Source organism: Pseudomonas peradeniyensis (assembly GCF_014268935.2).
GTDB lineage: Bacteria > Pseudomonadota > Gammaproteobacteria > Pseudomonadales > Pseudomonadaceae > Aquipseudomonas > Aquipseudomonas peradeniyensis.
Map to the genome: position 1 here is coordinate 579,877 of NZ_JABWRJ020000002.1, position 26,613 is coordinate 606,489.

Below are 26,613 nucleotides of genomic sequence, written 5' to 3' on the forward strand. Positions count from 1 at the left end.
ATGAGCAAGCAAGTAGTGATTGTCGGCGGCGGTGTCATCGGCCTGCTGACCGCGTTCAACCTGGCGGCGGATGTCGACCGGGTGGTGGTGTGCGACCAGGGCGAGGTGGGTCGGGAGTCGTCCTGGGCCGGTGGCGGGATCGTTTCGCCGCTGTACCCGTGGCGCTACAGCCCGGCGGTGACCGCCCTGGCGCACTGGTCGCAGGATTTTTATCCACAGCTGGGCGAGCGCCTGTTCGCCAGCACCGGGGTCGACCCCGAGGTGCATACCACCGGGCTGTACTGGCTGGATCTGGAAGACGAAACCGAGGCCCTGGCCTGGGCGGCGCGCGAGCATCGCCCGCTCAGCGCGGTGGATATCTCGGCGGCCTACGACGCCGTGCCGGTGCTTGGCCCGGGTTACCGCCATGCCATCTACATGGCGGGCGTGGCCAACGTGCGCAACCCGCGCCTGGTGAAGTCGCTGAAGGCCGCGCTGCAGGCGCTGCCGAACGTGACCCTGCGCGAGCATTGCCAGATCACCGGGTTCGTACATGAAAGTGGCCGCGTTACCGGTGTGCAGACCGAGGACGGTATGATTGCCGCTGACGATGTGGTGCTCAGCGCCGGTGCCTGGAGCGGTGACCTGCTGCAGACTCTTGGGCTGACGCTGCCGGTGGAACCGGTGAAGGGGCAGATGATCCTGTTCAAGTGCGCCGAGGACTTCTTGCCGAGCATGGTCCTGGCCAAGGGGCGCTATGCGATCCCGCGCCGCGATGGGCATATCCTGGTGGGCAGTACGCTGGAGCATGCCGGCTACGACAAGACCCCGACCGGGGATGCGTTGGAGAGCCTGAAGGCCTCGGCGGTGGAGTTGCTGCCGGCCCTGGCGGAGGCCGAGGTAGTGGGGCATTGGGCTGGCTTGCGCCCTGGCTCGCCAGAAGGTATCCCGTATATCGGCGCGGTGCCGGGGCATGAAGGGCTATGGCTGAACTGCGGGCATTACCGCAACGGGCTGGTGCTGGCGCCGGCGTCGTGCCAGCTGTTCGGCGATTTGTTGCTGGGGCGCGAGCCGATCATCGATCCGGCGCCGTATGCGCCTGGGGGGCGTCTGGGCTGAGTTTGCCGGGCCCGCTGTGCGGGCCTTTCGCCGGCAAGCCGGCTCCCACAGGAGCAGCACGAGCCCCTTGTGGGAGCCGGCTTGCCGGCGATGAGGCCGGTACAGACAGTGCAGTTGTTCCTGCTGCAATCGCGAAAGCGTTTCTCAGCGCTGCTGCCCTGGCCCCTGCTCCAGATGTTGCTGGCTGCAATACCACTCATTGCCCAGCTGCAACGCCCGGTCATTGGGCAGGTGCACGCCGCAATGGGCGCAGCGCACCATCTTCAGCGGGTCCTGCAGGCGCGGCTCGGCAGGTGATTGCTGACTGGTCTTGAACTTGCGCCACAGCCAGAACGCGGCGGCGATCAGGGCGATCCAGAAGAGTAGGCGAACCATGGTGTCCAGCTTGTCGAGAAAAGAAGCCGACAGTCTAGGACGCAGGCATGAAAAAAGGGAGGCCTCGGGCCTCCCTTTCTTTGCGTGCGTGGTATCAGTCGAACAGACCGAAGGTCATGTAGCTGAACCAGGAACGGTCCTTCTCGGCTTCCTTCGGACCTTCCGGCAGGATCGGGTCGCCGTTCTCGTCCTTGGGCAGCAGCTCTTCGGGCATTTCCGAGCGAGCATCCTGGAACTGCTTGACCACGTCCTGGTTGGCGCGGGTCTCGCCCGGCGGCAGTGGCGCCTGGGTGTCGATCAGGCCCAGGGTGGCCTTGGACAGCCACGAGCGGTTGCCGTTTTCATCCACTTTGGCGACGAACTGGCCATCGACCAGGCTCGGGTGGTCCGGGTAGTTGAGCTTGAGGGTCTCGAGGCTGGTGGCCGCCAGTTCGTCCAGGTGCATGCGCTGGTACGACTCGACCATCACCGCCAGGCCATCGCCCACCGACGGGGTTTCCTGGAAGTTCTCCACCACGTAGCGGCCACGGTTGGCGGCGGCCACATAGGCCTCGCGGCTCAGGTAGTAGTTGGCCACGTGGATTTCGTAGGAGGCCAGCAGGTTGCGCAGGTAGATCATGCGCTGCTTGGCGTCCGGGGCGTAGCGGCTGTTGGGGAAGCGGCTGGTCAGCTGGGCGAACTCGTTGTACGAGTCGCGGGCGGCGCCCGGGTCACGCTTGGTCATGTCCAGCGGCAGGAAGCGCGCCAGCAGGCCACGGTCCTGGTCGAACGAGGTCAGGCCCTTGAGGTAGTAGGCGTAGTCGACGTTCGGGTGCTGCGGGTGCAGGCGGATGAAGCGCTCGGCGGCGGACTTGGCGGCCTCGGGCTCGGAGTTCTTGTAGTTGGCGTAGATCAGCTCGAGCTGGGCCTGGTCGGCGTAGCGGCCGAACGGGTAGCGCGATTCCAGGGCCTTGAGCTTGTTCACGGCGCTGGTGTAGCTGGAGTTGTCCAGGTCGGCCTGCGCCTGCTGGTACAGCTCGGCCTCGCTGAGGTTCTCGTCAATGACTTCCTTGTTCGAGGAACAGGCAGCGGTGAGCCCGAGGATGGCGATCAGCAGCAGGTGTTTCACTTGCATGGCGGCTTGCGTCCCTTTGACGGCCGCTGTCTTGGGCGGTGCCGTCCTGTTATGATGAGCGCCCCCGGCCAAACCCCGGGGCAAAAGAAGCCGTATTTAACCACAAGCGCGCAGCCGAAACCAAAGGCTGAACGCCCGTCGATTCGAGCATGTCCGAGATCATTCAACTTAGCGCAGAGGTCCCGTCCGAACTGGGCGGCCAACGCCTCGACCAGGTCGCCGCCCAATTGTTCGCCGAGTACTCGCGTTCGCGCCTGTCCTCGTGGATCAAGGATGGCCGCCTGACCGTCGATGGCGCGGTGCTGCGACCGCGCGACACCGTCCACACCGGCTCCATCCTGGCCCTCGAAGCCGAGCAGGAGGCCCAGGGCGAATGGGTGGCTCAGGACATCGAGCTGGACATCGTCTACGAGGACGACCAGATCCTGGTGATCAACAAGCCCGCCGGGCTGGTGGTCCACCCGGCGGCTGGTCACCCCGACGGCACCCTGCTCAACGCCCTGTTGCACCATGTCCCGGACATCGTCAACGTGCCGCGCGCCGGTATCGTGCACCGCCTGGACAAGGACACCACTGGTCTGATGGTGGTGGCCAAGACCCTGCAGGCGCAGACCAACCTCGTCGACCAGCTGCAAAAGCGTTCGGTCAGCCGTATCTACGAGTGCATCGTGGTCGGCGTGGTGATCGCCGGTGGCAAGATCGACGCGCCGATCGGCCGTCACGGCGGCGAGCGCCAGCGCATGGCGGTGACCGAGGGCGGCAAGCCGGCCGTCAGCCACTACCGCGTGCTCAAGCGCTTCCGTTCGCACACCCATGTGCGGGTCAAGCTGGAAACCGGCCGCACCCACCAGATCCGTGTGCACATGGCGCATGTCGGCTATCCGCTGGTCGGCGACCAGACCTACGGTGCACGCTTCCGCATCCCGCCGGCCGCCAGCGTGGCCATGGTCGAGGCGGTCAAGCACTTCCCGCGTCAGGCCCTGCACGCGCGCTTCCTGGCGCTGGACCACCCGACCACGGGTGAGCGCATGGAATGGAAGTCGGAGTTGCCGGACGACTTCCAGTGGCTGCTGTCGCTGCTTGACCAGGACCGCGAGAGCTTTATCGGATGAGTGGCCTGACGCAGTCGCTGATCCTCCCCGACTGGCCGGCCCCGGCCTCGGTTCGCGCCTGCGTCACCACCCGCGAGGGCGGCGTCAGCCTGCCGCCCTATGAATCCTTCAATCTTGGCGACCATGTGGGCGATGACCCGCAGGCGGTCGCCGAGAACCGTCGTCGCCTGAGCGACGAATTCGCCATCCAGCCCGCCTGGCTCAAGCAGGTGCATGGGCTGGTGGTGGCGGATGCCAATCCCGCCGTGGTTGCCGAAGCCGATGCCAGCTGGACCGACCAGCCGGGCATCGCCTGCACCGTGATGACCGCCGATTGCCTGCCTGCCCTGTTTTGTGACCGCGCCGGTACCCGAGTGGCGGCCGCCCATGCCGGCTGGCGCGGGCTGGCCGGTGGCGTGCTGGAGGCCACCCTCGACCGCCTGGCGCTGGCGCCTGAAGAGGTAATGGTGTGGCTGGGGCCTGCGATTGGGCCGCAGGCGTTCGAGGTGGGGCTGGAAGTGCGCGATGCCTTCACCGCCGTGCATCCCGAGGCGGCTGAGGCGTTTGTCGAGGGCGAGCGTCCGGGCAAGCTGATGGCCGATATCTACCAGCTGGCGCGGATTCGCCTGGCGGCGCGTGGCGTTACCGCCGTTTATGGTGGCGGCTTCTGCACGGTCAGCGATCCACGCTTCTTCTCCTATCGTCGCACCCCGCAGGGTGGGCGCTTTGCTTCGTTGGTCTGGTTACAGGCTTTATGACGCCGGGGGCGCTATGCGCCCCTTTCGCCGGCAAGCCGGCTCCCACAGGAAAGCAGCGTCACCTTGTGGGAGCCGGCTTGCCGGCGAAAGGGCTGCAAAGCAGCCCCAGCCATTCAGCGCCTGCTGATCCGTGTCAACCCCGCTACGCTTGAATCTTCCAGAATCACCCTTATCTATTGGTCATCTCAGGCAGGTTCTTCATTACAGGTGCTGTCCATCGCTCCGCCTGCCCTTTAAAGGAAGGTATCCCCCATGCGAATAGACCGACTGACCAGCAAGCTGCAACTCGCGTTATCCGACTCCCAATCCCTGGCCGTGGGCATGGACCACCCGGCCATCGAGCCCCTGCACCTGCTGCAGGCGCTGATCGACCAGCAGGGCGGCTCGATCAAGCCGCTGCTGATGCAGGTCGGCTTCGACATCAACAGCCTGCGCAAGGCGTTGACCAAGGAGCTCGACCAGCTGCCGAAGATCCAGAATCCGACCGGCGACGTGAACATGTCCCAGGACTTGGCGCGCCTGCTCAACCAGGCCGACCGCCTGGCCCAGCAGAAGGGCGACCAGTTCATCTCCAGCGAGCTGGTGCTGCTCGCCGCCATGGACGAGAACAGCAAGGTCGGCAAGCTGCTGCTCGGCCAGGGCGTGAGCAAGAAGGCCCTGGAGAACGCCATCAACAACCTGCGCGGCGGCGCGGCGGTGAACGACGCCAATGCCGAGGAATCGCGCCAGGCCCTGGACAAGTACACCGTCGACCTGACCAAGCGCGCCGAGGAAGGCAAGCTCGACCCGGTGATCGGCCGTGACGACGAGATCCGCCGCACCATCCAGGTGCTGCAACGCCGGACCAAGAACAACCCGGTGCTGATCGGCGAGCCCGGCGTGGGCAAGACCGCCATCGCCGAGGGCCTGGCCCAGCGCATCATCAACGGCGAGGTGCCCGACGGCCTGAAAGGCAAGCGCCTGCTGGCTCTGGACATGGGCGCGCTGATCGCCGGCGCCAAGTACCGCGGCGAGTTCGAAGAGCGCCTCAAAGGCCTGCTCAACGAACTGAGCAAGCAGGAAGGCCAGATCATCCTGTTCATCGACGAACTGCACACCATGGTCGGCGCCGGCAAGGGCGAGGGCGCCATGGACGCCGGCAACATGCTCAAGCCGGCCCTGGCCCGTGGCGAGCTGCATTGCGTCGGCGCCACCACGCTCAACGAATACCGCCAGTTCATCGAGAAGGACGCCGCCCTCGAGCGTCGTTTCCAGAAGGTGCTGGTCGAAGAGCCGAGCGAGGAAGACACCATCGCCATCCTGCGCGGCCTGAAAGAACGCTATGAAGTGCACCACAAGGTGGCCATCACCGACGGCGCCATCATTGCCGCGGCCAAGCTCAGCCACCGCTACATCACCGACCGCCAGCTGCCGGACAAGGCCATCGACCTGATCGACGAAGCCGCCAGCCGCATCCGCATGGAGATCGACTCCAAGCCGGAAGTGCTCGACCGCCTCGACCGTCGCCTGATCCAGCTGAAGGTGGAATCCCAGGCACTGAAGAAAGAGGAAGATGAAGCTGCGAAGAAGCGCCTGGAGAAGCTGACCGAGGAAATCGACCGCCTGGAGCGCGAGTACGCCGACCTCGAAGAGATCTGGGCCTCGGAAAAAGCCGAAGTGCAGGGCTCGGCGCAGATCCAGCAGAAGATCGAACAGGCCCGCCAGGAGTTGGAAGCCGCCCGCCGCAAGGGCGACCTCAGCCGTATGGCCGAGCTGCAGTACGGGGTCATCCCGGACCTGGAGCGCAGCCTGCAGATGGTCGACCAGCACGGCAAGACCGACAACCAGTTGCTGCGCAACAAGGTCACCGAGGAAGAGATTGCCGAGGTGGTGTCCAAGTGGACCGGCATCCCCGTGGCCAAGATGCTCGAAGGCGAGCGTGAGAAGCTGCTGAAGATGGAAAGCCTGCTGCATGAACGGGTGATCGGCCAGGACGAGGCGGTAACCGCCGTGGCCAACGCCGTGCGCCGTTCCCGCGCCGGGTTGTCCGACCCGAACCGCCCCAGCGGCTCGTTCCTGTTCCTCGGCCCTACCGGCGTGGGCAAGACCGAACTGTGCAAGGCGCTGGCCGAGTTCCTGTTCGACACCGAAGAGGCCATGGTGCGCATCGACATGTCCGAGTTCATGGAGAAACACTCCGTGGCTCGCCTGATCGGCGCCCCGCCAGGCTACGTGGGTTATGAAGAGGGCGGCTACCTGACCGAGGCCGTGCGTCGCAAGCCTTACTCGGTGGTACTGCTCGACGAGGTGGAGAAGGCCCACCCGGATGTGTTCAACGTGCTGCTGCAGGTGCTGGAAGACGGCCGCCTGACCGACAGCCATGGCCGTACCGTGGACTTCCGCAACACGGTGATCGTGATGACCTCCAACCTGGGCTCGGCGCAGATCCAGGAACTGGCCGGTGATCGCGAGGCGCAGCGCGCGGCGGTAATGGACGCGGTGGGTTCGCACTTCCGTCCGGAGTTCATCAACCGCATCGACGAAGTGGTGGTGTTCGAGCCCCTGGGCCGCGAGCAGATCGCCGGCATCACCGAGATCCAGCTCGGCCGCCTGCGCGGTCGCCTGGCCGAGCGCGAGTTGAGCCTGAGCCTGAGCCCGGAGGCGTTGGACAAGCTGATCGCCGTCGGTTACGACCCGGTGTATGGCGCACGGCCGCTCAAGCGTGCGATCCAGCGCTGGATCGAGAACCCGCTGGCGCAGTTGATCCTGTCTGGCGAGTTCCTGCCGGGTGCGGCGATCACTGCGAAGGTGCAGGGCGAGGAAATTGTCTTCGCCTGATCCCGGCACTAAACGAAGAGCCCCGCGAAAGCGGGGCTTTTTTATGTGGGTCATCCCGACGCCATCGCGGGGCAAGCCCGCTCCCACGCAGATCGGTGCCACCATGTATCCTATGCGTGGGAGTGATCAGTGTGGGAGCGGGCTTGCCCCGCGATAAGGCCAGTGCGGGCGCCGCAAACCCCTGATTTTCCGGCTTCCTACCTAACTTGCTGAAAATTTTGAAAAAAGTGCTTGCACAAAATTCAGAGTGCCCCTAATATTCGCCCCGCTGTCAGGCACTGAGCGAATCACCAGCAACATCGGAGATCGCAAAACAACTTACAAATCAGTAAGTTGAACGAAAAAAAGTGGTTGACAAGCAAAACGAAGAATGTAGAATAGCCGGCCTCAGCAGCGACAACGCGAAAGCGAAGCAGCTAAAGAGTTCGAAGCTAACACAGACTTCGAAGCAGTAAAGATGTACCGAAGTTCAGTTCCGCGATAGCTCAGTCGGTAGAGCAAATGACTGTTAATCATTGGGTCCCTGGTTCGAGTCCAGGTCGCGGAGCCAATCTCGGGGTGTAGCGCAGTCCGGTAGCGCGCCTGCTTTGGGAGCAGGATGTCAGGAGTTCGAATCCCCTCACCCCGACCATTTTCCGGGTCGTTAGCTCAGTTGGTAGAGCAGTTGGCTTTTAACCAATTGGTCGTAGGTTCGAATCCTACACGACCCACCATGTAAAAAGGGCATCTCGACTGAGATGCCCTTTTTCTTTTGTCCGCGATTTATGCCCCCACCCTGGCTACCCTGTGGCTTCTGCCCGCAGGAGCGCCGCGCATGCCCTTCAGCGCCCGTATTCACATCACTGCCGTCGTGTTCATTCTGCTCGGCTTTCTCCGTCGACCAGCTTCGGTGCGTGCTTGAGCCCCCTGTGCCGCCAATCCGTTGAAGCCCGAGTCGGCCTTTATGGCGTCTGTTTCAAAAAGTAAAAATGGCTGAACGGTTGTTGACAGGCGGCACACCGTGAAAATACCATTCGCGTGCTGATGTTCTTCAGTCGTAAGCGTTTACGTTAGCCAACGCGACAACGGTGACAGATATGTTACTGTGGGTCGCTATTGGTTAACTCTCTTCCTCTCGCGCCCTAACAGTTCACATATACGTCACTCACCTTGAGTAGATGTAAATGTCGGACGATGTAATCAAAAAAAATCCTGGCTTTCTGATTTGGATGGCGATAGCGCTGTTTGTCAGCTATCTCACTATTGCCATGTCGATGTCAGCCTTTTCCTTGTATATCACTCAGTCCAAAGGAATGGGCGATGTCGCTGCGGGGGTCGTGGTAGGGCTTCCCTTTTTGGCCACTATATTCAGTCGTGGTTGGGCGGGTAGATTTTCCGACAGGCACGGAACCAAGAGCACGACGACCCTGGGTATGAGTGTCTTGGCGGCTTCATCCCTTATTTGCCTGGCCTCTTCTCTACTTGTAAAACAACCCGCTCTGGAGTTCACGGCGTTGCTCTTTGGACGTGCGCTACTAGGCGTTGGAGAAAGCCTCGCGCTCGTCGGAATTCTTTCGTGGTGCATTTCCTCTTCTGGCGTAGCACGAACGGGCTTGGTCATGTCCATCGTCGGTGCTGGGATATACTCATCGCTTGCCGTGGGGACACCAGTTGGTATATGGCTGCTTGCCTCATTTGGCTTCCACTCTTTAATGGGGTTGTGTGCGACGGCGCCATTAATATCAATGGTGATTGTAAAATTTTACCCCGCGCCGAAAGTCATGAACATTCCGAAGTCATTTTCGATGTTCAGCGCTGTAAAAATAGTCTGGAAACATGGGCTGATTGTCGGTTTGCAGGGCATAGGCTTTGCGGCCATTGGTACCTTCTTTCCGCTGTATTTTCACTTTAAAGGCTGGGAGTGGGCCGGGCTAGGTATTAGTTTTTTTGGATTGGGTTTTGTTTTGGTTCGCCTATTTTTGGGTGGGCTGCCTGATCGTATCGGCGGAAAGAGCGTTGCATTTGTTTCGTTAGCTATCGAGGTCGCAGGGTTGCTTCTGATATGGAGTTCCCCAAGTCCGACCTGCGCGCTGATCGGTGCGCTTCTTACGGGGATGGGATGTTCTCTTGTTTTCCCATCAATGGGCTTGGATGCGTTGAAACGTGTTCCTCCAGAGATGAAGGGGGTCGCGATTGGTAGTTTTGTAGCCTTTCAAGATCTGGCTTATGGATTGACCGGTCCTCTGGCTGGTTGGCTGGCGCAGTTGTTTGGCTATTCAAGCGTTTTCATTTTTGGCTTTTTATCTGCTGCCTTGGCAGCCGGTATTACGGTCACCTTGACTGACGAGAAATACGCAAGCCACCAGAAGCAGCGCACGCCCTTCGAAGCTTGAAAACTTAACTAAATGACGAGGTGTTGGTTATGATAATGCAAGGTAATACAGTGCTCATCGTGGGTGGGACAAGCGGTATCGGCAGAGCGCTGGCCGAGTCATTCTACGACCTGGGGAACACGGTCATTGTCGCGGGTCGCAAAGTGGACTTGATAGCGCAGATGAGGTTGGCGCGGCCGGGTATCAGGGGGCTTGAGTTGGACCTGAATCAAGAGGGTGCCATGGCCAGGCTGTCCTCCAGTCTGGAGAATGAGTTTCCGGATGTTAATGTGCTTATTGCCAATGCGGGGATCATGAAGTCGGAAGACCTGCTCGATGAGGCTCATGATATTTCTGTTGCAGAGGGTATAATAAATACGAATGTGCTAGGTGTTCTTCGCACCGTGGGCGCTGCGCTGCCAACGTTGAAGCGAAGAAAATCGACAATTATTATAACCACGTCAAGCCTGGCTTTTATTCCGCGGGCAAATTTCCCCAGCTATTGTGCAAGCAAGGCGTTCTTGCATTCCTGGATTCAGTCGCTTCGTTATCAATTACGGGATTTGGATATAGAGGTTCTGGAACTGGCGCCTCCGTACGTTAGAACCCAATTGACCGGCCCTCATCAAAGTGAAGATCCCAGGGCAATGCCCCTTGCCGATTTTGTCCATGAAACGATCGAGAAATTGGCGAATTCAGACCATGAAAATGGGGAAATCATTGTCGAGCGTGTTCGTAATGACCGCGAGGCTGAGTTGAACGGGCGATATGCTGAGGCGTTCAATACCATAAACCCACAGTGATGCGATGGTGGTGGCACCTTGCTGCAGGCGAGGCGCCACCGCCGAGTAGATACAGCAAAGTATTATTTACTACCATTTTATATGTCTATCGCCAAGGAACTGGCGGGCTACCCTGTCGTGTCCTGTCTGACTGCAAGGGGACATGTTAGATCCTGCGTGCGCGCTCTATGAAGGGTGATGATATGAAAGTGAGATTTGTTTTATTCGTAACGTATCAGAAGCATTTCGCTTCGGAGATCAGAGAGGTCGTTGCATCGTTTGTTCGCGAAGCCAAAGCAGGGGCGGGGTGCGAAATGTGCCTGAGCCTGGACTTCACAAGAACCTCCACCTGGAGGATTTACCTGAAGTGTAACAGGGCGGATTCTTTGTATTTGTGGTTGAGGGGCGACGGGCAACAGGTATTTACTGCTCTGCTTAACAGCGTTGGTGTGCGTTCGATTGATATAAAATCGCTGGGTGTCAATGAATCGTTTAGTCTCGTTGCGTCGCGTACTGATTTAGAGAAGCGCGTTGCCGAAGGTCCGGTGATCTAAATGGTTTTTCCGCGAACTATCATGCACAGTTCGTTGAGGGAAATGTAGTAGTAAGTAGATTGAGGCCTGGCAGAACAGAGACTCTAGATATCAGGTTCGGAACGTACCAAGGAGTAGGCGTCTGTACGAATTTGGTGTTTAACGGCTTATGATGTTTCCAATCGAATCGTCCCTCCCTGGTCCTTCAGCTCCCTCCATGGTTAGATTCGGTGCGCCGCAGATTTTTGCCTCCTTGGACCTTTGCTTTTTTATGTGGATCTTCCACGATTTATCCCTGTGCTCTTGCTACCCTATGGCCTTTGCCCGCAGGAGCGCCGCGCATGTCCCTCAGAGCCCGTGTTTTCATTGCCACCAGCCTGGATGGCTACATTGCCCGTGAAGATGGCGGCCTCGATTGGCTGATGGGCGCCACCCAATCCACCGACGATCATGGCTACGCCGGGTTCATGGCGGGCGTCGATACGCTGGTGATGGGGCGCGGGACGTTCGACAAGGTCATGACCTTTGGCGAGTGGCCATATGCCGATACGCGGGTCGTGGTGGTCAGCGCCAGCCTCGAGGCCTTGCCCAAGGGCGCGCCGGCGCAGGTCGAACTGCACCCGGGGCCGATCCCGGCATTGCTCGAGCACCTGCAGGCGACGGGCGCGAAAAGCCTGTACCTGGATGGCGGTAAGCTGATTCAGGGGTTCTTGCGCGAGGGGCTGGTGGACGAGATGACCATCACCCGCATTCCCGTGCTGCTGGGGCAGGGGATTCCGTTGTTTGGCGGGTTGGCGAAGGATGTGCTGTTGCAGCACATGAAGACGACCAGCTACGAGAGTGGGTTCGTGCAGAGCACGTATCGCGTGGTGCGTTGAATCGGGGGCCGCTTTGCGGCCCTTTCGCGGCACAAGGCCGCTCCTACAGACGATTGCGTCCCCTGTGGGAGCGGCCTTGTGTCGCGAAAGGGCTGCGCAGCAGCCCCAGGATCTTGAAGCCTCAGTGCAGCTTCAAACGCGGCTCAGTCCCGCGCCCAATCTTGCTACCCAGCATCATCATCGCCGTGCGGAAGAATCCATACAGCGCCATCTGGTGCATCCGGTACAGCGACACATAGAACATCCGCGCCAGCCAGCCCTCCAGCTTCACGCTGCCCATCAGGTTACCCATCAGGTTGCCCACCGCCGAGAACCGCGACAGCGAAACCAGCGAGCCGTAGTCCTTGTACTCGTAGGTCGGCAGCGCCTTGTTCTCCAGGCGCGCCTTCAGGCTCTTGGCCAGTAAGGACGCCTGCTGGTGCGCGGCCTGGGCCCGTGGCGGCACGTTGCGGTCGCTGCCCGGCTGCGGGCAGGCGGCGCAGTCGCCGAAGGCGAAGATATTGTCGTCGCGGGTGGTCTGCAGGGTCGGGCGCACTACCAGCTGGTTGATGCGGTTGGTTTCCAGGCCGTCGATGTCCTTGAGGAAGCCCGGCGCGCGAATGCCCGCCGCCCATACCTTCAGGCTGGCCTGGATCACTTCACCGGCAGCGGTCTTCAGGCCATCCTCGGTCACTTCGCTGACCGCGGCGTTGGTCATCACCGTCACGCCGAGTTTTTCCAGGGTCTTGTGCACCGGCACGCTGATGCGCTCCGGCAGCGCCGGCAGTACCCGTGGGCCGGCCTCGATGAGGGTGATGTGCATGTCTTTCGGCTGGATCTTGTCCAGGCCATAGGCCGCCAGCTCGTGGGCGGCGTTGTGCAGCTCGGCCGCCAGCTCGACACCCGTGGCGCCGGCACCGACGATGGCCACGCTGATCTTCTCGCTGGCCACATCGCCCGCGTGGGCACGCAGGTAGTGATTGAGCAACTGCTGGTGGAAGCGCTCGGCCTGCTTGCGGCTGTCGAGGAACAGGCAGTGCTGCGCCGCGCCCAGGGTGCCGAAGTCGTTGGTGTTGCTGCCCACGGCGATCACCAGGCTGTCGTAGCCGATGGTGCGCGCAGGCAACAGCTCACGGCCCTCGTCGTCGAGGGTCGCGGCCAGCTGGATCAGCTTGCTTTCGCGGTCCAGGCCGCTCATGCGGCCCATCTGGAAGTTGAAGTGGTTCCACTTGGCCTGGGCCACGTAGTTCAGTTCGTCTTCCGAGGAGTTCAGCGAGCCGGCCGCCACTTCGTGCAGCAGTGGCTTCCAGATGTGCGTCAGGTTGGCATCAACCAGAGTGATCTCGGCCTGTTTGCGCTTGCCCAGGCTTTTACCCAGGCGGGTCGCCAGTTCCAGGCCGCCGGCGCCGCCGCCGACAATCACGATGCGATGAGTCATTGGGATTTCTCACAAGTTTTACGGAATTCGTGGGCACAAGGCCCGGCCGCATCCGGCACGAGGGGCGGGCGAGCGCAAGGCAGCTCATAGCACCAGTCCACTCAGCAGGCGGCTCAACAGGCCCAGACCGATGGTCACGGCCACCACCAGCAACAGGAGCAGCAACGGCCGGAAGGGCCTGCGCTCGACTTGATGCTGGGGGGCGCTCAGATACTCATCGACGCGACGCTGATCTTCGGGATTCAGGCGGCTGGTCATGGTGGGCCTCGTCAGATAGACGTTTGTGACTGCGTGTACGCCACAGCGTTCACGCAAACGCATGGGTCGAATGATAATGCTTTCTATCCCTGGCGCCGAGTGTACGTGATCGCAAACACACCCGGCACTGGATCAAAGACTGATGCCTACGTCGAACACGATGCTGCGCCCAAGGTTGCCGCGCAGGAAATCCGGCGCATCCGGGTGGGCAAACAGCACCCGGGCGAAGGTCGGCCCCACCAGCGACAACGAGCGCCAGCCCTGGCGCAGGTACTCGGTCGGCGGCGGGAAATGGCTGTTGAGGTCGAGTACTTCGCGCTTGAGGCTGGAGAAGGCGATGATGTCCAACTCGCCCAGGTCCAGCCCGCGTTCGCGGTAGTTGTGCGATTTCTTGCGCAGCGTGGGCGCCAGGCGTGCCAGCAGTTCCTGGGCGTTGATCCGCCGGGGGCGCTGTTCGCGGCGCACCAGTTGGCTCAGGGAGAACGCGCTGCGCCGACGTTGCAGCTCTTCGCGCCACTCGTCGTTGAGCCGGCGGCCCTCGTCGAGCACGAAGAACACCTCGAACGCCGCGTCGCGGAACAGCACGTCTGGCGGCTCTTGCCCGGCCGGGGTGAAGTCCTCGCTGCGGTAGGGAATGTTCAGCCCTTGCAGCAGGCGCTGGCAGACCCAACGCTCGCGTTCCCATTTGCGGGCATTGGACAGGAACGCATTGGCTTGTTCGGCCTGGATGGTAAGCAGGCGCAGGTAGTCTGAGTCATCCATGGGGACAAGCTTAGTCGCTAATTGATGACGGTAAGATGCTGTTTGTGCGTGGGAATCAGCCCAGCACCAGCCATTGCTGCACGACCCCGAACAAGTGCAGCAGCCCGCCGCCCACGCAGATCGCCGAACTGACCGCGATGAAACGGCGGCTGCGCCCGGTGCCGGCCAGCAACAGCGGCCCCAGCAGGCCACGGGCCAGGTACACCAAGGTAATGAGGCAGATGATCGGCATCAGCAACGGCAGTGGCGCGATCACACCAGCCGCCGACAGCGCGTAGGCGGCCCAGACCAGCAGTACCGATGCGATCACCAGGGTGACCAGGGCAGGGTAGGCGCGCCCTTGTTCGGCGGCCCGGGCCATCCGCTCGCCCGCGCCGAACAGACGGTACCAGCGCGGGCCCACGGCGATGACCATCAGGTGCAGTACCCCCGCGGTGGCGCTGAACAGCGCGCCCAGCAGCAAGGGCAGGTTGATGCCTTCGGTCATCGGGGATGCGTCCTGCAGCGAAAGGAGGTGTCAGCCTATAGCAACCGGACGCAAGGGAGAATGGGTGTAGACTCAGGCTTGTCCACATGGCCGACAGGGATATTGTTCAGGTGATCAGCGCACAGGTCTTGTCCAGCACCAGCCTCACCCTTGGCTGGCTCGGTTACGTGCCCCTGCTGGTCTGGGCTGCCAGCCGGACGCGCTGGGTGGAATTGTTTACCGATACCCGCCGCCAGCACCTGCTGTTCGGCACGGTGTTCTGCCTGTTCGTGCTGTGGCTGGTGCGGCGTGATTTCGATACTGGCGTGTCGTACCACTTCATCGGCATGACTGCCGTGACCCTGTTGCTGGATTGGCCGCTGGCGGTGCTCGGCGGCTTTCTTGCCCAGCTTGGGTTGCTGCTGCTGCTGGGCCGCCAGGACCTTGCCGCGATTGGCGTCAATGGCCTGCTGATCGTTGGCTTGCCGGTGCTGGTCACCGAGGTGTGCGCGATGCTGGTCGAGCGTGCCCAGCCGCGTAACCTGTTTGTGTATATCTTCTGTTGCGGGTTCTTCCCCGCCGCGCTGACCGTGCTGGTGTGCCTGGCGGCCGGGCTGGGGGTGTTGTGGATGGACGAGCGGTTCGCCATGCCCGAGTGGCTGAGCGACTTTGTTGGCTACCTGTGGCTGATGATGTTCCCCGAGGCGTTTATCAATGGCACGGTGATCAGTGCACTGGTGGTGTTTTGCCCGGAGTGGCTGGAGACGTTCAACCGCACGCGCTATCTGCAGGCGCCGTGGAAGGACGAGGAACGCTAAGGCCTTCTGATTGTGTTGCCTGTACCGGCCTCTCGCCGGCAAGCCGGCTCCCACACTAACCGCGTAGCCCGCTCAAACCAAACGCCGTCTCTGTGGGAGCTGGCTTGCCAGCGATGGGCCGCAACGCGGCCCCGGCGTTTCCTGCAGCAATTGCTGTTGGGGCGTTGGGGATGCTGTATGGCTGGCCCATAACGATCGTGCGCGATCTCAGTGGGAGCGGGCTTGCCCCGCGATTGCGGTGGTAGTCACACCACCAAGCCCAGCTTAGTGCCGTGGCTCCAGATCCCCCGAATACAACTCATCCTCGGACTCTTCCGCCCCCGCGATCTTGTGCTCCTCGGCCGCCCAGGCCCCCAGGTCGATCAACTTGCAGCGGTCCGAGCAGAACGGCCGGAACGGGCTCTTCTCCCCCCATTCCACGGGCGCCCCACAGGTCGGGCAATCAACGGTCATCGGCTGGCTCATGGCTGGCCTCCTCGCAAAGTCAGGTAAAAGTGGTGCAGGCGGTCGATCTCGTCGTGCAGCGATTGCAGGTCACGATCATTGACCACCACGTCATCGGCATGGCGCAGGCGCTCTTCCCGGGCCAGCTGGGCCTTGAGAATCGCCTGCACCTGCTCAGGATTGGTGTTGTCCCGTTGCAGGGTGCGCTGCACCTGCAACTCGGTCGGCGCATCGATCACCAGGATGCGCTGGGTCTTGCTGAACTGCCCCGACTCGATCAACAGCGGCGACACATACACCGCATAGGGTGTCTCGGCCTTGGCCAGGTAGCTGAAGATCTCCTGGCCGATCAGCGGGTGCAGCAGCTGCTCCAGCCATTGCCGCTGCGCAGGGTCAGCGAAGATCTGCTGGCGCAGGGCGCCACGGTCGAGCTGGCCGTCCTCCAGCAACACGCCGGGGCCGAAGCGCTCGACGATACGGGCCAGGGCAGGGCGCCCGGGCTCGACAACCCAGCGCGCGGCCTGGTCGGCATCGACCAGGTGCACGCCCAACTCGACGAAACGCTCGGCGGCGGCGCTCTTGCCGCTGCCGATGCCGCCGGTCAGGCCGAGAATCCAGGGGGTGAAAGGCGCTGTGCTCATCAGGTTCCAAGCAGTTGCAGGTAAGAAGCGACTATTTCATCACCCCAGAGCAATGCGATCCACCCCGCAATGGCCAGATAAGGCCCGAAAGGCAGTGCTGCGCCCATCTGCGTGCGCTTCAAACGCACCAGCGTCAGCCCGATCAGCGCCCCTACCAGCGAGGCCAGCATCAAAGTCTGCGGCAAAATCTGCCAACCGCCCCAGGCCCCGAGCATGGCCAGCAGCTTGAAGTCGCCAAAGCCCATGCCCTCCTTGCCGGTCACCAGCTTGAACACCCAGTACACCGTCCACAGGCTCAAGTAACCCGCCACCGCGCCCCACACCGCATCGGCCAGCGGCACCAGCAGCCCGAAGGCATTGACCACCAGCCCCAGCCACAACAGCGGCAGCACCAGCACATCCGGCAGCAACTGGTGCTCGGCATCGATCAGGCTCAAGCCGATCAGCCCCCAGGTCAGCAGCATCACCGCCAGCGCTTCCACGCCCGGCCCGAAATGCCAGGCCACCAGCAGCGACAGCAGGGCGCTGGTCAGCTCCACCAGTGGATAACGCGCACTGATCCGCGCCTTGCAACCCGAGCAACGCCCGCGCAAGGCCAGGTAACTCAACACCGGAATGTTTTCCCACGCTCGGATCGGGCGCTGGCAATGCGGGCAACGCGACGCCGGTAGGCACAGATCGAAGCGCTCGTGCTCGGGCTGCGGCAGCCCCAGCACCTCCTGCGCCTCCCGCTGCCACTGGCGCTCGAGCATCAGCGGCAGCCGGTACGCCAGCACATTGAGAAAACTGCCCACCAGCAGCCCCAGCACCGCGGCCAGGGCATAAAAGAACGGCGGATTATCGACGATTACGGCCCAGGCATTCATGTTCAGATCAGGCTACCCAACTGGAAGATCGGCAAGTACATCGCCACGACAAGGCCCCCCACCAGCAGCCCGAGGATCAGCACGATGGCCGGCTCCAGCAGCGTGGTCAACTGCTCCAGCGCCTGGCTCACCTGCTCTTCGTAATGTAGCGCGGCCTTGTCCAGCATGGTGTCGAGGGTGCCGCTGGCCTCGCCGACCGCCACCAGCTGGCGCAGTAGCGGCGGGAACAGCCCGTCCGCCTCCATCGCCTGTTGCAGGCTCGCCCCATTGGCCACGCCCTGGCGCAACGCCAGGATCGCCCGCTCATGCAGGCAGTTGCCACTGACCGGCGCCACCGTTGCCAGCGCATCCAGCAACGCCACGCCGGCTGTATAAGAAGTCGCCAGGCTGCGCGCAAACCGCGCCAACGCCGCCTGCCCGAGCAAGGTGCCGACCACCGGCACCCGCAGCCCCCAGCGCACCATCCACAGCCGCGCCGGCAGATGCCGCCGATAAACCTCCCGCCCTCCAACTCCCATCATAGTTATCAACAGCACCAGCCACCCCACGTGATTGCCCAGCCCTGTGGATAAATCGATCACCCACTGGGTGAACGCTGGCAGCGCCTTGTCGAAACTGGCGAACAGCCCCTGAAAGCGCGGCACCACCTCCAGCAGCAACAACGCCGCCACCCCGAGCCCGGTCAGCAGCAACAGCGCCGGATACAGCATCGCCTTGCGCACCTTCTGCCGCAGCGCCTGGCGCTTCTCCAACATGCCCGCCATCTGCTCCAGTTGCTGATCCAGCGTGCCCGACTGCTCGCCCACCCGCACCAGGTTGCAGTACAGCGCATCGAACCACGCCGGGTGGCGCTGCAACGCCTCCGCCAGCCCCAACCCCGCCGCCACATCCTGCTTCAACCGCGCCAGCAACGCCGCCATGCCGCTGTCCACCGTGCTGCGCGCCATCACCTCGAACGCCTGCAACAACGGCACCCCCGCCGTCAGCAAGGTCGCCAGCTGCCGGCTGAACCCCGGCGCATCCGCCTTGCCCGCCCGCTGCGGCCATCGCCACTGCAACCCACCCGCCAACCTCACCCGCGTGGCCCGAATGCCCTGGCGTTGCAGCCAGGCCTGCACGAACGCCGGGCTGCGCCCCGGTTGCTGGCCGTGTTGACGAGCGCCGGTGGCATCGATGCCCTCCCAGGCGTAGAGGCGGGTAGACGGTGGCATGCGAAGGTCCTTTGCAGTGCGGCGACAAGCCCCGTAACAGCTTGCCGGGCCCGAGGGCGGGCGCGTTTCCATGACGCTCACTAGAGTAGTTCAGCGAAGATGACGCCCTGCCGTGCAGGGGTGACAAAAGGTGTCGGTTCAGGCCTACTGCGCGCCTGCCGGCCGGGGCGCCCGAAGTTGAACATGCGCCGACCGCGCCTCCATGTATTACGAAGGAAGACCGTTCATGAAAGGGCAACGAGGTATCACCCTGATCGAACTGATGATCGTCGTCGCGATCATCGGCATCCTGGCGACCATCGCCATCCCCATGTACACCAACCACCAGGCCCGGGCCAAAGCCGCGGCGGCGCTGCTGGAAATCTCCGCGCTGAAAACGCCGATGGACATCCGCCTGAACGAAGGCAAGGACGTGCCCGACGTCGCCAGCCTCGGCGGCCAGCCCGCCACCGCCCATTGCGCGATCACCGCCAGCGGCACGGCCGCCGACGGCACCGCCAGTATCGCTTGTACCCTGGCCGACGCACCGGCCAATGTGCTGGGCAAGACCGTGACCCTGGCCCGCACCCAGGCGGGGTGGAGCTGCGTGACCACGGTGGAGGAAGACCTCGCGCCAAATGGCTGCAAGGCGCCGTGAAAGTGAGATGAAACAGGGGTTTGCGTAACGGACACGGCAATGGTACGTTGCGCAACACGCCGGTGTAGCTCAGTCGGTAGAGCAGCGCACTCGTAACGCGAAGGTCGCAGGTTCGATTCCTGTCTCCGGCACCATTCCAAACCATCTGTTGCCCGTGTTCTATGGGCTTGTACGTTTAAAAGTAAGCCTTGAGTTTTTAACTGAAACGATTAATTCAGTTTTACCATCCCTGACGGGTAGTGTCGTTTGGCTATCATTTGCTGGTTTTGTATGCCATTATGTTAATTATTTGCATATAAATAATAGGCATGCAGGGAAGGATACGCTTTGGCTAAGGTCCCAGAAAAGATAGTTAATAAATTTTCTGATTATATAAAGTTCTTGGAAGCGCTTCAAGGAGACCTTCCTGGTGTTCCATTATGGTACCGAGGAAGTAATAACAAAGGGCATAATCTTGTTCCTGGCTTATATCGACATCCGAAAAGTTCATCGAGTGAAGATATAAGTAAATTAGAGAGTGAGCTAATTTCCAGATTTAGACAGCGGAGCATGCCTTTCTCAGATAAGGTGCCCCAAGAACCTTGGGAAACTTTATTCTATATGCAGCACTACCGGCTTCCAACAAGGCTATTGGATTGGTCGGAAAATCCTTTTATTGCGTTCTATTTTGCTGTTTCTAATTCGTCTTATGAAAAAGACGCTCAAGGAAATGTTGTCTATTTGAAAGATGCTGTAATTTGGGTTCTGAATCCGATTCAATGGAATCAACATGCTCTACGGCATGTATCATATGACGGAGGGATCCTCCTAACTATTGATGATGAAATGAGAGCTTATCAGCCTGAAGCATCAGTCGGGAAAATGAATAATCATCCTGTTGCTATTTATGGAGTCCATAATAGCCCAAGAATAGTAGCGCAACGAGGAGTCTTTACCGTTTCTGGGCAGATGGTTGAAGGACTGGATGTATTATATGATACCCATAAGTATCCTAGGGGTGTATTGCACAAGATAGTTGTACCGAAAGAAAGCATAGCCGCTCTAAGAGACTCTCTATTTCTTTATGGTATTACAGAGTCTGTTGTTTACCCTGATTTAGATGGGTTGGCATTAGAGATCAAACGATTTTATAAGTTTGAGGTGTGACTTATGTCTCGAGAGATATTTGATATTAGAACAATGGATGCCAAACCTTTAACTTGGTGGCGATCCCGGCGTAATAAGATTGATATGGCACCACCTTATCAAAGGAAGGGGCGTCTCTGGTCTCAAACCGATAAAGGATATTTAATTGACTCTATTTTGAATGGTTTCGATATACCGAAGTTGTATATGGCGGACTTTACTGTTAGTGAGATATCTAAGCTTAACTCTAGTAGACTGCCGTATGCAATTATTGATGGGAAGCAGCGCTTTGAAGCAATATTTGACTTCTTTGACGGGAAGGTTGTCTTGAATGAGGATTTCATTTTCAAGGCAGATCCTAGTCTAAAGTTGGGTGGGCTTAGTTATAAAGATTTGGTTGCAAATCACTATGAGGTTGCTGAGCTTTTTGAAACATTCAATTTGACAATTATGGGTGTTCATGCCGCAAGCGAAGAGCCGATTAATGAGCTTTTTGTAAGGCTGAATAGAAGCAAACCATTGGCAGGTGCTGAGATACGTAACGCGATGTCTGGGCCTGTGCCTGAAATTATTAGAAGGGTTAGTGAGCACGAGTTTTTTACGGAGTGTATAGCTTTTTCCGTAAAACGAGGAGCTGAGCTAAATACCGCAGCTAAAATTTTGCAATTTGAGTATGCTGAGAAACCTGTAGATACTAAAAAGCGGGTTCTCGATGAGTTTGTAGGTAAAATTGAAAGTGAACAAGATAAAAAACTTTTGGAGTTGGCTACTCGCAGAGTGAACGAAACACTAGATGTCATGTCGGAAGTGTTTTTACCTCGTGATAAATTGCTATCTAGTGCGGGTATTGTGCCGGTGTATTACTGGCTGTGCAGGATGCAGAACACAGATAGCCATCACCTTGTGCGTGAGTTCTTGGTTGATTTTGAGTCTAAAAGAAAAATTAATCGCTCTGAGATGTCATCTATAGGTTCTGGGCTTGAGAGTTTGTCTAGTGAGGAGTCGTCCCGTTTTGTTATGTATGATAATTTGAATCGTAGCACTAATGATTTAGGTAGTCATATGGGGCGCTTTAAAATTCTTAATGAAGCTTTTGAGTTGTGGAAAAAAGTGCAGGGATATTGAGGTTTAATACTTTGGTGGCGTTTGTTTGAGTCTTGTTTCAGGCTGGTAGTTGAATCTGCGCGGCCTGATATAAGAGTTCGTGGTAAGTGTATGGAGTTAATGGCTAGATTGTAAGTTTTGTTGGTTGGTTTTTAATGGATACAGAGCTCACCTCGTCAGAAAGGTCAAATGGTTTCTGAAATGGGGTGATTCGGAAATTGGTAGATTTATTTTTCTGCTTGGTAAAAATTTTACTTTTCTTTTTTTTATGGCAATGCTTTTCAGTTTTTATAAGATTGGCTGACTCTTCTGTTTCTAGGTTAATCTTTATTAGGTTTGGTGAGCTTCTGTTGAGGCTTCTAGAGAGCTATAGAGTTTTTATTAGTATCAAATTTTGTAGATTTTGATTGGTTGGGCGTGCTTGGATTTAGCCAACTGGAATATATTTAACTACTTTAAACATGGTTATCATGTGGCTGGCTTTTAGAAAGGCGGAGGACACAAAGATATAGGCGGCGAGCACTAAGGCACACGTAAACCATTGTAGATAATTTCCTGCTCTTCTATGCCAGGAAAGTCGCTCGGCGAAGAAGTACTGAGAAAGATATCTGGTAGCTGTAGCCGCTCCTGTAAGCAAGATGGCAATACTCAGATAAGCCAATGTGACGCCAAGCGCTTCAAGCCCTTCGGCTTTTAAACCTGACCAAGCTGAGCTTGCAAATGCTAAAAGAGCTGCAGCAGAGCCGCCAGAAATTAAAAGGCATGTTTTCAAGGCATTACCACCTGCCTCAACCCCGGAGCGGACCATCTCCACGTTCCACTGATGGGTATGCTCTTCCGTCTGCAGATGCTGTTCTGGAGTATCAAAATGCCCAGAATTTTTGAGATGTTCGAGGTAGCTTTCGAGCGAATCGATGGTGACTGAAGTATCGCCCAGATTTTTACGCTCGATGAGTGCCCTTTTGATAAGTTCTATCGTTTGATGACTATTCATGGAGTCATGCTCATATGGCTGAGCTATCCATGATAGCAGTACCATTAGGCGATCCGGCGATCCGCATCATCAGCCGGTTGGCCAGCGAGCAGTTCGGCAAGCTGGAGGCAATGAACGAAGAGTTTGTTTCTAGAGACTGATGCCTCGCATCATCGGGGCCTCTTCGCGGCCCTATTGTGTGGCGTGCCCTGATCGGACGCCGCATGACCTGTCGCCGAAAAATAAATCCGTCCCCATTTTCTTCCGTCCCCATTTTCTTCCCCATTTTCTCCATTCGCAATGCAAAATCTGACGAAAAAAAGCGCGTTTACAAGGCTGTCCTGATTGAAGCCACCAAGCGACAGAACGAAATCATGGTTGCAGTCCAAGAAAAGAACGTGTGATTAAAGGTTTTTTACACGAAAACCGGCTGAAAGTCGGGCTTTTCTTTGGGTAAAGTTAAGGGTAATCCTTGAGACTGGCTGTGATGCTGGTTGCATAAATGGAGCTTGAGCTGAAACCATTCAGTCATATGCTTCTGCTGCTCCGTCAGAAAATACGTGATTTTCTGTGTATCGATAGGGTCAGAGACACAATATAGGCCCTATGGGCTCTTAGTATTGAGCTGTAAATAATACAATAGAAATATTTCATAAGTATTGAGCTTGTCAGTGGCGGCCAAGGTTGCTTGACAAAGCCCTGATATTCGAGCTAATTATCTTTGACTGGTTCGACGATTTTGCGGAATATTGTTCCTGTGGCAATTTAAATCCTTGGGCTCGTTGAGCTTTTAGATGTAGGCGGCTTATCTGATTTTAGAAATTCTATCTGATAATCAAGACGATAAAGGGAGTCGATAATGAGTATTAAACCTGGCCCTAAAAGAACTAACGAGGACGGTACCCCTGACAAGAGGCAGAGAGTTACCCCAGAGAAACAGAAAGATCATCCGGATCTGAAACCCCATAAACATAAAAAAGGGGAATGATATCGAAACAAAAAAGAGGGGTGGATTTATTTTCGAGGTTTCTGCTGAAAAATAAATCCGTCCCCTTTTTTCTGGTCCCCTTTTTTTCGCCATTTTCCCCTTCGTAAGAATCGGTGGAGTGGGTGAATTTAAAAGTTTTAATGGTAATTTGTTATGTCAATTACTAGCTCTCGCAATGTCTATGATTTATTGATTGAGCACTTCGGTCTTGATCCTTCCTTGTATGAATTTCAGTTTGAAATAGTTCAGCGAAAAAATAACCCATCAAAATTTGATGTGGTAAGGAAGGAGTATGAGTCAAACCTCGTCAGTCACCCTAAGCGGGCGGATATTGTAAAAAAATTATATGTCGGGGATCAGTTTATAGCTCATTTAACTGGTTGCTATCTCAAGTCCGAGATTGAGGGGTTGTCAGAAAATGGGAAATTCTTTTACCCAATATGTACTCGCGAAGAAATAGCGCGAATAGAAGATGTGGCAAATGTTGATGATTACCTTCTCAAGCTTCGTGCGGAAGCTGTAGTTGATGATCCGCGGCTCGCGAGAACTTTTTTGAAGCGCCGGGACTCTGCGTCAAGTAGCTGGTCTTTGACCTCGTACTATGACTCATATGATTTTGAAGAGTATATCGGTTACCTTTCGGAGGAGCACGCGAGTGAGTGCAGAAATATATCATATGGTTACATGCTTTCAAGGGAGCCGCATGGTGCCTGCATAAAAACTAACTTTGGTAAAGTGGTTGTCCTCTCTGAGGCACTTAGACATTTCTTGTTCTACATGAATGCTTATTTTAAAGGCCGATTAGAAGGGTTGGACAAAAAAGATACCCAAGCTTGCCTTTTAATTGCCTGTAGGACCATGCTTTTAACCGAGTCTCAAGATTTTGATTTGGATCCGAGAGGTGAGCTCCCTCCGGAGGTCAAGAATTACTGCAACATTTTAGTTGAAGACCAAGTGCAGTTCGTCATTGGGCATGAGTTCGCGCACGCATTGTTAGGCCACTTTGGCAGTGCAGCCAATTTAGCAAATCATCCAGAGTTCTTCTCTGTAAGCCGCAGCGGGCGCCAGGAGAAATTCTACACCCCGAGGCAGCATCAGGAGTTTGAGGCGGATGCTGGATCAATCTTGCATGCCAACTATTCAGATCAGGGGTGCTCATCTATCTTGAATGCGGCTGTGCTGTTCTTTCTTTACCTAGACTTATTCTACGCTGTTTCAGATTACATAAATCCGCCTTTTAATCCTTCTAGTACGCATCCAGATCCCATTGATAGGATCAAAGCTCTCCGGAAAACGGTGCTAGAGGCTCGGACGGCAGATATGTCTACCTTGTATTCTGATCAGGATGTCGAGGATTGGATAGAGTGGGTTTCGAACGTTAAGGATTTTCTTGTGAGCGAAGTTCTTCCATTCGAAATTGAAGAGTTTGAGAGGTACGGGTCAGTCTATCTACCATCGTATCGTACGGAAGTTTTGTTTGATCGGTTCGATTTTTGATCATGATTGGCCTTGGGTGCTGAGTCATGGTTCAGCACCCAAGGTCTACGTTGTCTTTAATTTCTATGTTGGAGTTTCTTGCCACTGTAGCAAAAAGGGGATTGATCTATTTCCGACTAATTTATTTTTCACCGAGAATAAAGCCGTCCGCTTTTTCGTGTCTTTTCGTGAGGTAGATGATGACGGTTACCCTGTCCCCGAAGTCGATTAACCTTGTTCAGTAGCTGCCGTATTGATTGCTACTTTGGTAATTATTGCCATCTGAGTGAGTGCTACTGTTATAGGAGGTCCCGCCTATCGACAGTGCTGGCTAGGTTCCAGTTCTCTCTTCCTGCACATTGGTGGTTTTGCTGTGAGCTACTCCGATCCGGTAGATTGGGTCACTTGGCTAGAGCGGTTCAGTCCGCTTGTGGCCGAGAGCAGCCGCTACGGAGAAATGGCATTGTTCCGCATGGCGTTTTATGCACGTATGACGGCTTTACGGTTCCTTTCGGGGAAGTGGAAGGTGGGGGCGCTGAGCCGCGATCTCGAAAACCGCGGGAGGCTGCCTAGTCCACCGTTGGATATTCTGTCGTAGCTAGTTTGGTTGAAAACTGGCTCAGGGCACTCGCACCCAGGGGATTGGGATGACGGCAAGGCATCATCATTTTCTCTCGCAATGCTATCTCCGTGGCTTCACCAATAACGGCAGTAAGAAATCAAACCTTAGGGTTATAAACGTTGCGGATGGCACCCACTTCGAAACGAAGCCGAGGAATGTCGGCGGGGTACGCGACTTCAACAGAATCGACGCTGAAGGCGTTGACCAGAACATTCTTGAAAAATCGCTGGCTGATTTTGAAGGGGAAGCTGCAAAAGCGATTAAGGGCCTAATCGAAGGGGAGGATTTCTCAGGAGAGAGGCGGGAAATCGTCCTATATCTCATCGGTCTGCTTGCTGTCCGCTCTCCACATCGGCGCGAGCAGATGCGTGCATTTCAAGCACAGATCATCGAGCGGATGATGGATCTCAGCTTGGACTCGAAAGAACGCTGGGATTCTCAGATCGAAGGTTTGCGGGCGAGTGGGGGAAAGGTCCTCGATAACGTCACTTACGAAGATGTAAAACGTTTCCATGAGAGCAAGGCATATACAATCCAAGTGGCTAGGGAGAATCACATTAGAATAGAAATGAGCCTGCTCCAGACCATTGTCCCTCTGCTTTCGGCGCGCAACTGGTCTCTGATTCGCTCCGATGACGAAAGCGGCTCATTCATCACTACTGATCGTCCGGTCTTACTGGAGTTCGAGGAGCCGGAAAATGTCCCCGCTTTCTACCGCAGATCTCCTGGCTTTGGCTTGGACAAGACTTACCTCTATTTCCCCGTTTCGAAACATGTCTCTTTGCTCGGGCAGTTTTCTGAGCACCAGGCGGAGATGGGAGCGACACGCACTATTGTAGCCAGTCTCAACTCTGCAATGCTGGGGTCGGTTTACCGCCAGGTGTACGCCCCTGGCCTGGATTTCCCAGTGATGTCAGCCGATGGCAAAGTCATAAGCGGGAAGGCGTTGGTCAAGTAATGAAGCTTCGAGGTCGTTCTTATCGCGCTGTCCCTCCTACGGACACGATC

General features: G+C 57.5%; 25 protein-coding genes and 4 tRNA genes. 18 read left to right on the forward strand and 11 right to left on the reverse strand.

Annotated features, from left to right (window positions below; genetic code table 11):
- A complete protein-coding gene (gene thiO, locus HU751_RS12115) occupies window positions 1–1,098 on the forward strand; it encodes a glycine oxidase ThiO (RefSeq protein WP_186734732.1) in 1,098 nt (365 codons plus the stop codon).
- 144 nt (window positions 1,099–1,242) lie between these two features.
- On the opposite strand, the gene HU751_RS12120 is transcribed toward thiO, so the two are convergent.
- Together HU751_RS12120 and HU751_RS12125 are read right to left on the reverse strand one after the other, a co-directional pair.
- Complete coding sequence (locus tag HU751_RS12120) at window positions 1,243–1,473, reverse strand: PP0621 family protein (protein ID WP_186735352.1); 231 nt, start codon at window positions 1,471–1,473, stop codon at window positions 1,243–1,245.
- Between the two features lie 94 nt (window positions 1,474–1,567).
- A complete protein-coding gene (locus HU751_RS12125) occupies window positions 1,568–2,587 on the reverse strand; it encodes an outer membrane protein assembly factor BamD (protein ID WP_186735354.1) in 1,020 nt (339 codons plus the stop codon).
- A gap of 149 nt (window positions 2,588–2,736) precedes the next feature.
- On the opposite strand from HU751_RS12125, the gene rluD reads away from it, so the two are divergent.
- From rluD to HU751_RS12170, 9 genes are all read left to right on the forward strand, one after another.
- On the forward strand, window positions 2,737–3,699 hold the full coding sequence (rluD, locus tag HU751_RS12130) for a 23S rRNA pseudouridine(1911/1915/1917) synthase RluD (RefSeq protein ID WP_028689894.1): 963 nt from the start codon (window positions 2,737–2,739) through the stop codon (window positions 3,697–3,699).
- The gene (gene pgeF, locus HU751_RS12135) at window positions 3,696–4,436 is read left to right on the forward strand and encodes a peptidoglycan editing factor PgeF (RefSeq protein WP_186735356.1); all 741 of its coding nucleotides are present in this window, start codon (window positions 3,696–3,698) and stop codon (window positions 4,434–4,436) included. Before rluD ends, pgeF begins: the two co-directional genes overlap by 4 nt.
- Before the next feature lie 252 nt (window positions 4,437–4,688).
- Window positions 4,689–7,253 carry an ATP-dependent chaperone ClpB gene (clpB, locus tag HU751_RS12140; RefSeq protein WP_186735358.1) on the forward strand — a complete coding sequence of 855 codons (2,565 nt, stop codon included), beginning with the start codon at window positions 4,689–4,691 and terminating at the stop codon, window positions 7,251–7,253.
- 474 nt (window positions 7,254–7,727) lie between these two features.
- Window positions 7,728–7,803, forward strand: a tRNA-Asn gene (locus HU751_RS12145).
- 4 nt (window positions 7,804–7,807) lie between these two features.
- Window positions 7,808–7,884, forward strand: a tRNA-Pro gene (locus HU751_RS12150).
- 6 nt (window positions 7,885–7,890) lie between these two features.
- Window positions 7,891–7,966 (forward strand) — tRNA-Lys (locus HU751_RS12155).
- Between the two features lie 450 nt (window positions 7,967–8,416).
- Entirely contained in the window at window positions 8,417–9,625 is a 1,209-nt protein-coding gene (locus HU751_RS12160; protein ID WP_186735360.1) for an MFS transporter, read from the forward strand.
- A gap of 29 nt (window positions 9,626–9,654) precedes the next feature.
- Complete coding sequence (locus tag HU751_RS12165; RefSeq protein WP_186735362.1) at window positions 9,655–10,407, forward strand: SDR family oxidoreductase; 753 nt, start codon at window positions 9,655–9,657, stop codon at window positions 10,405–10,407.
- An 853-nt stretch (window positions 10,408–11,260) separates the two neighbouring features.
- Entirely contained in the window at window positions 11,261–11,797 is a 537-nt protein-coding gene (locus HU751_RS12170) for a dihydrofolate reductase family protein (protein WP_110739753.1), read from the forward strand.
- A gap of 121 nt (window positions 11,798–11,918) precedes the next feature.
- On the opposite strand, the gene HU751_RS12175 is transcribed toward HU751_RS12170, so the two are convergent.
- The 4 genes from HU751_RS12175 to HU751_RS12190 form a co-directional block, all read right to left on the reverse strand.
- On the reverse strand, window positions 11,919–13,214 hold the full coding sequence (locus tag HU751_RS12175; protein WP_110739752.1) for an NAD(P)/FAD-dependent oxidoreductase: 1,296 nt from the start codon (window positions 13,212–13,214) through the stop codon (window positions 11,919–11,921).
- A gap of 84 nt (window positions 13,215–13,298) precedes the next feature.
- Window positions 13,299–13,472 carry a DUF3094 family protein gene (locus tag HU751_RS12180; RefSeq protein WP_050703672.1) on the reverse strand — a complete coding sequence of 58 codons (174 nt, stop codon included), beginning with the start codon at window positions 13,470–13,472 and terminating at the stop codon, window positions 13,299–13,301.
- 132 nt (window positions 13,473–13,604) lie between these two features.
- Entirely contained in the window at window positions 13,605–14,234 is a 630-nt protein-coding gene (locus HU751_RS12185; protein ID WP_186735364.1) for a DUF1780 domain-containing protein, read from the reverse strand.
- A 55-nt stretch (window positions 14,235–14,289) separates the two neighbouring features.
- On the reverse strand, window positions 14,290–14,721 hold the full coding sequence (locus HU751_RS12190) for a hypothetical protein (protein WP_186735366.1): 432 nt from the start codon (window positions 14,719–14,721) through the stop codon (window positions 14,290–14,292).
- A gap of 86 nt (window positions 14,722–14,807) precedes the next feature.
- Between HU751_RS12190 and HU751_RS12195 the strand changes: the two genes are divergently transcribed.
- Window positions 14,808–15,518 carry an energy-coupling factor ABC transporter permease gene (locus HU751_RS12195; RefSeq protein WP_186735368.1) on the forward strand — a complete coding sequence of 237 codons (711 nt, stop codon included), beginning with the start codon at window positions 14,808–14,810 and terminating at the stop codon, window positions 15,516–15,518.
- A 264-nt stretch (window positions 15,519–15,782) separates the two neighbouring features.
- Here the strand turns inward: HU751_RS12195 and yacG are convergent, their stop codons facing one another.
- The 4 genes from yacG to HU751_RS12215 are packed head-to-tail and all read right to left on the reverse strand — an operon-like array spanning window position 15,783 to window position 18,680.
- Window positions 15,783–15,983, reverse strand: coding sequence for a DNA gyrase inhibitor YacG (yacG, locus tag HU751_RS12200; protein ID WP_011535705.1), 201 nt, complete (start codon window positions 15,981–15,983; stop codon window positions 15,783–15,785).
- Complete coding sequence (gene coaE / locus HU751_RS12205; RefSeq protein WP_110739747.1) at window positions 15,980–16,603, reverse strand: dephospho-CoA kinase; 624 nt, start codon at window positions 16,601–16,603, stop codon at window positions 15,980–15,982. The genes yacG and coaE overlap by 4 nt, the downstream gene beginning before the upstream one ends.
- Window positions 16,603–17,469 carry a prepilin peptidase gene (locus HU751_RS12210; RefSeq protein WP_186735370.1) on the reverse strand — a complete coding sequence of 289 codons (867 nt, stop codon included), beginning with the start codon at window positions 17,467–17,469 and terminating at the stop codon, window positions 16,603–16,605. Before HU751_RS12210 ends, coaE begins: the two co-directional genes overlap by 1 nt.
- Before the next feature lie 2 nt (window positions 17,470–17,471).
- Window positions 17,472–18,680 (reverse strand): type II secretion system F family protein, encoded by a 1,209-nt coding sequence (locus HU751_RS12215; RefSeq protein WP_186735372.1) that lies wholly within the window; start codon window positions 18,678–18,680, stop codon window positions 17,472–17,474.
- Window positions 18,681–18,906: 226 nt separating this feature from the next.
- Here HU751_RS12215 and HU751_RS12220 point away from each other — a divergent pair, with 226 nt between their 5' ends.
- The 4 genes from HU751_RS12220 (at window position 18,907) to HU751_RS12235 (ending at window position 21,567) form a co-directional block, all read left to right on the forward strand.
- Window positions 18,907–19,317, forward strand: coding sequence for a pilin (locus HU751_RS12220; protein WP_062575174.1), 411 nt, complete (start codon window positions 18,907–18,909; stop codon window positions 19,315–19,317).
- 58 nt (window positions 19,318–19,375) lie between these two features.
- Window positions 19,376–19,451: transfer RNA gene (locus HU751_RS12225), tRNA-Thr, on the forward strand.
- Window positions 19,452–19,644: 193 nt separating this feature from the next.
- Window positions 19,645–20,463: an FRG domain-containing protein gene (locus HU751_RS12230; protein WP_186735375.1), complete on the forward strand. Its 819-nt coding sequence runs from the start codon at window positions 19,645–19,647 to the stop codon at window positions 20,461–20,463.
- A 3-nt stretch (window positions 20,464–20,466) separates the two neighbouring features.
- The gene (locus HU751_RS12235) at window positions 20,467–21,567 is read left to right on the forward strand and encodes a DUF262 domain-containing protein (RefSeq protein WP_186735376.1); all 1,101 of its coding nucleotides are present in this window, start codon (window positions 20,467–20,469) and stop codon (window positions 21,565–21,567) included.
- 406 nt (window positions 21,568–21,973) lie between these two features.
- Here HU751_RS12235 and HU751_RS12240 read toward each other — a convergent pair whose 3' ends face one another.
- On the reverse strand, window positions 21,974–22,540 hold the full coding sequence (locus HU751_RS12240; RefSeq protein ID WP_186735378.1) for a hypothetical protein: 567 nt from the start codon (window positions 22,538–22,540) through the stop codon (window positions 21,974–21,976).
- A 14-nt stretch (window positions 22,541–22,554) separates the two neighbouring features.
- Here HU751_RS12240 and HU751_RS27020 point away from each other — a divergent pair, with 14 nt between their 5' ends.
- The 3 genes from HU751_RS27020 (at window position 22,555) to HU751_RS12250 (ending at window position 26,563) form a co-directional block, all read left to right on the forward strand.
- Window positions 22,555–22,680 carry a hypothetical protein gene (locus HU751_RS27020; RefSeq protein ID WP_264082608.1) on the forward strand — a complete coding sequence of 42 codons (126 nt, stop codon included), beginning with the start codon at window positions 22,555–22,557 and terminating at the stop codon, window positions 22,678–22,680.
- A gap of 980 nt (window positions 22,681–23,660) precedes the next feature.
- The gene (locus tag HU751_RS12245; RefSeq protein ID WP_186735380.1) at window positions 23,661–25,004 is read left to right on the forward strand and encodes a M48 family metalloprotease; all 1,344 of its coding nucleotides are present in this window, start codon (window positions 23,661–23,663) and stop codon (window positions 25,002–25,004) included.
- Window positions 25,005–25,630: 626 nt separating this feature from the next.
- A complete protein-coding gene (locus tag HU751_RS12250) occupies window positions 25,631–26,563 on the forward strand; it encodes a DUF4238 domain-containing protein (protein ID WP_186735382.1) in 933 nt (310 codons plus the stop codon).
- Window positions 26,564–26,613 lie beyond the last annotated feature (50 nt).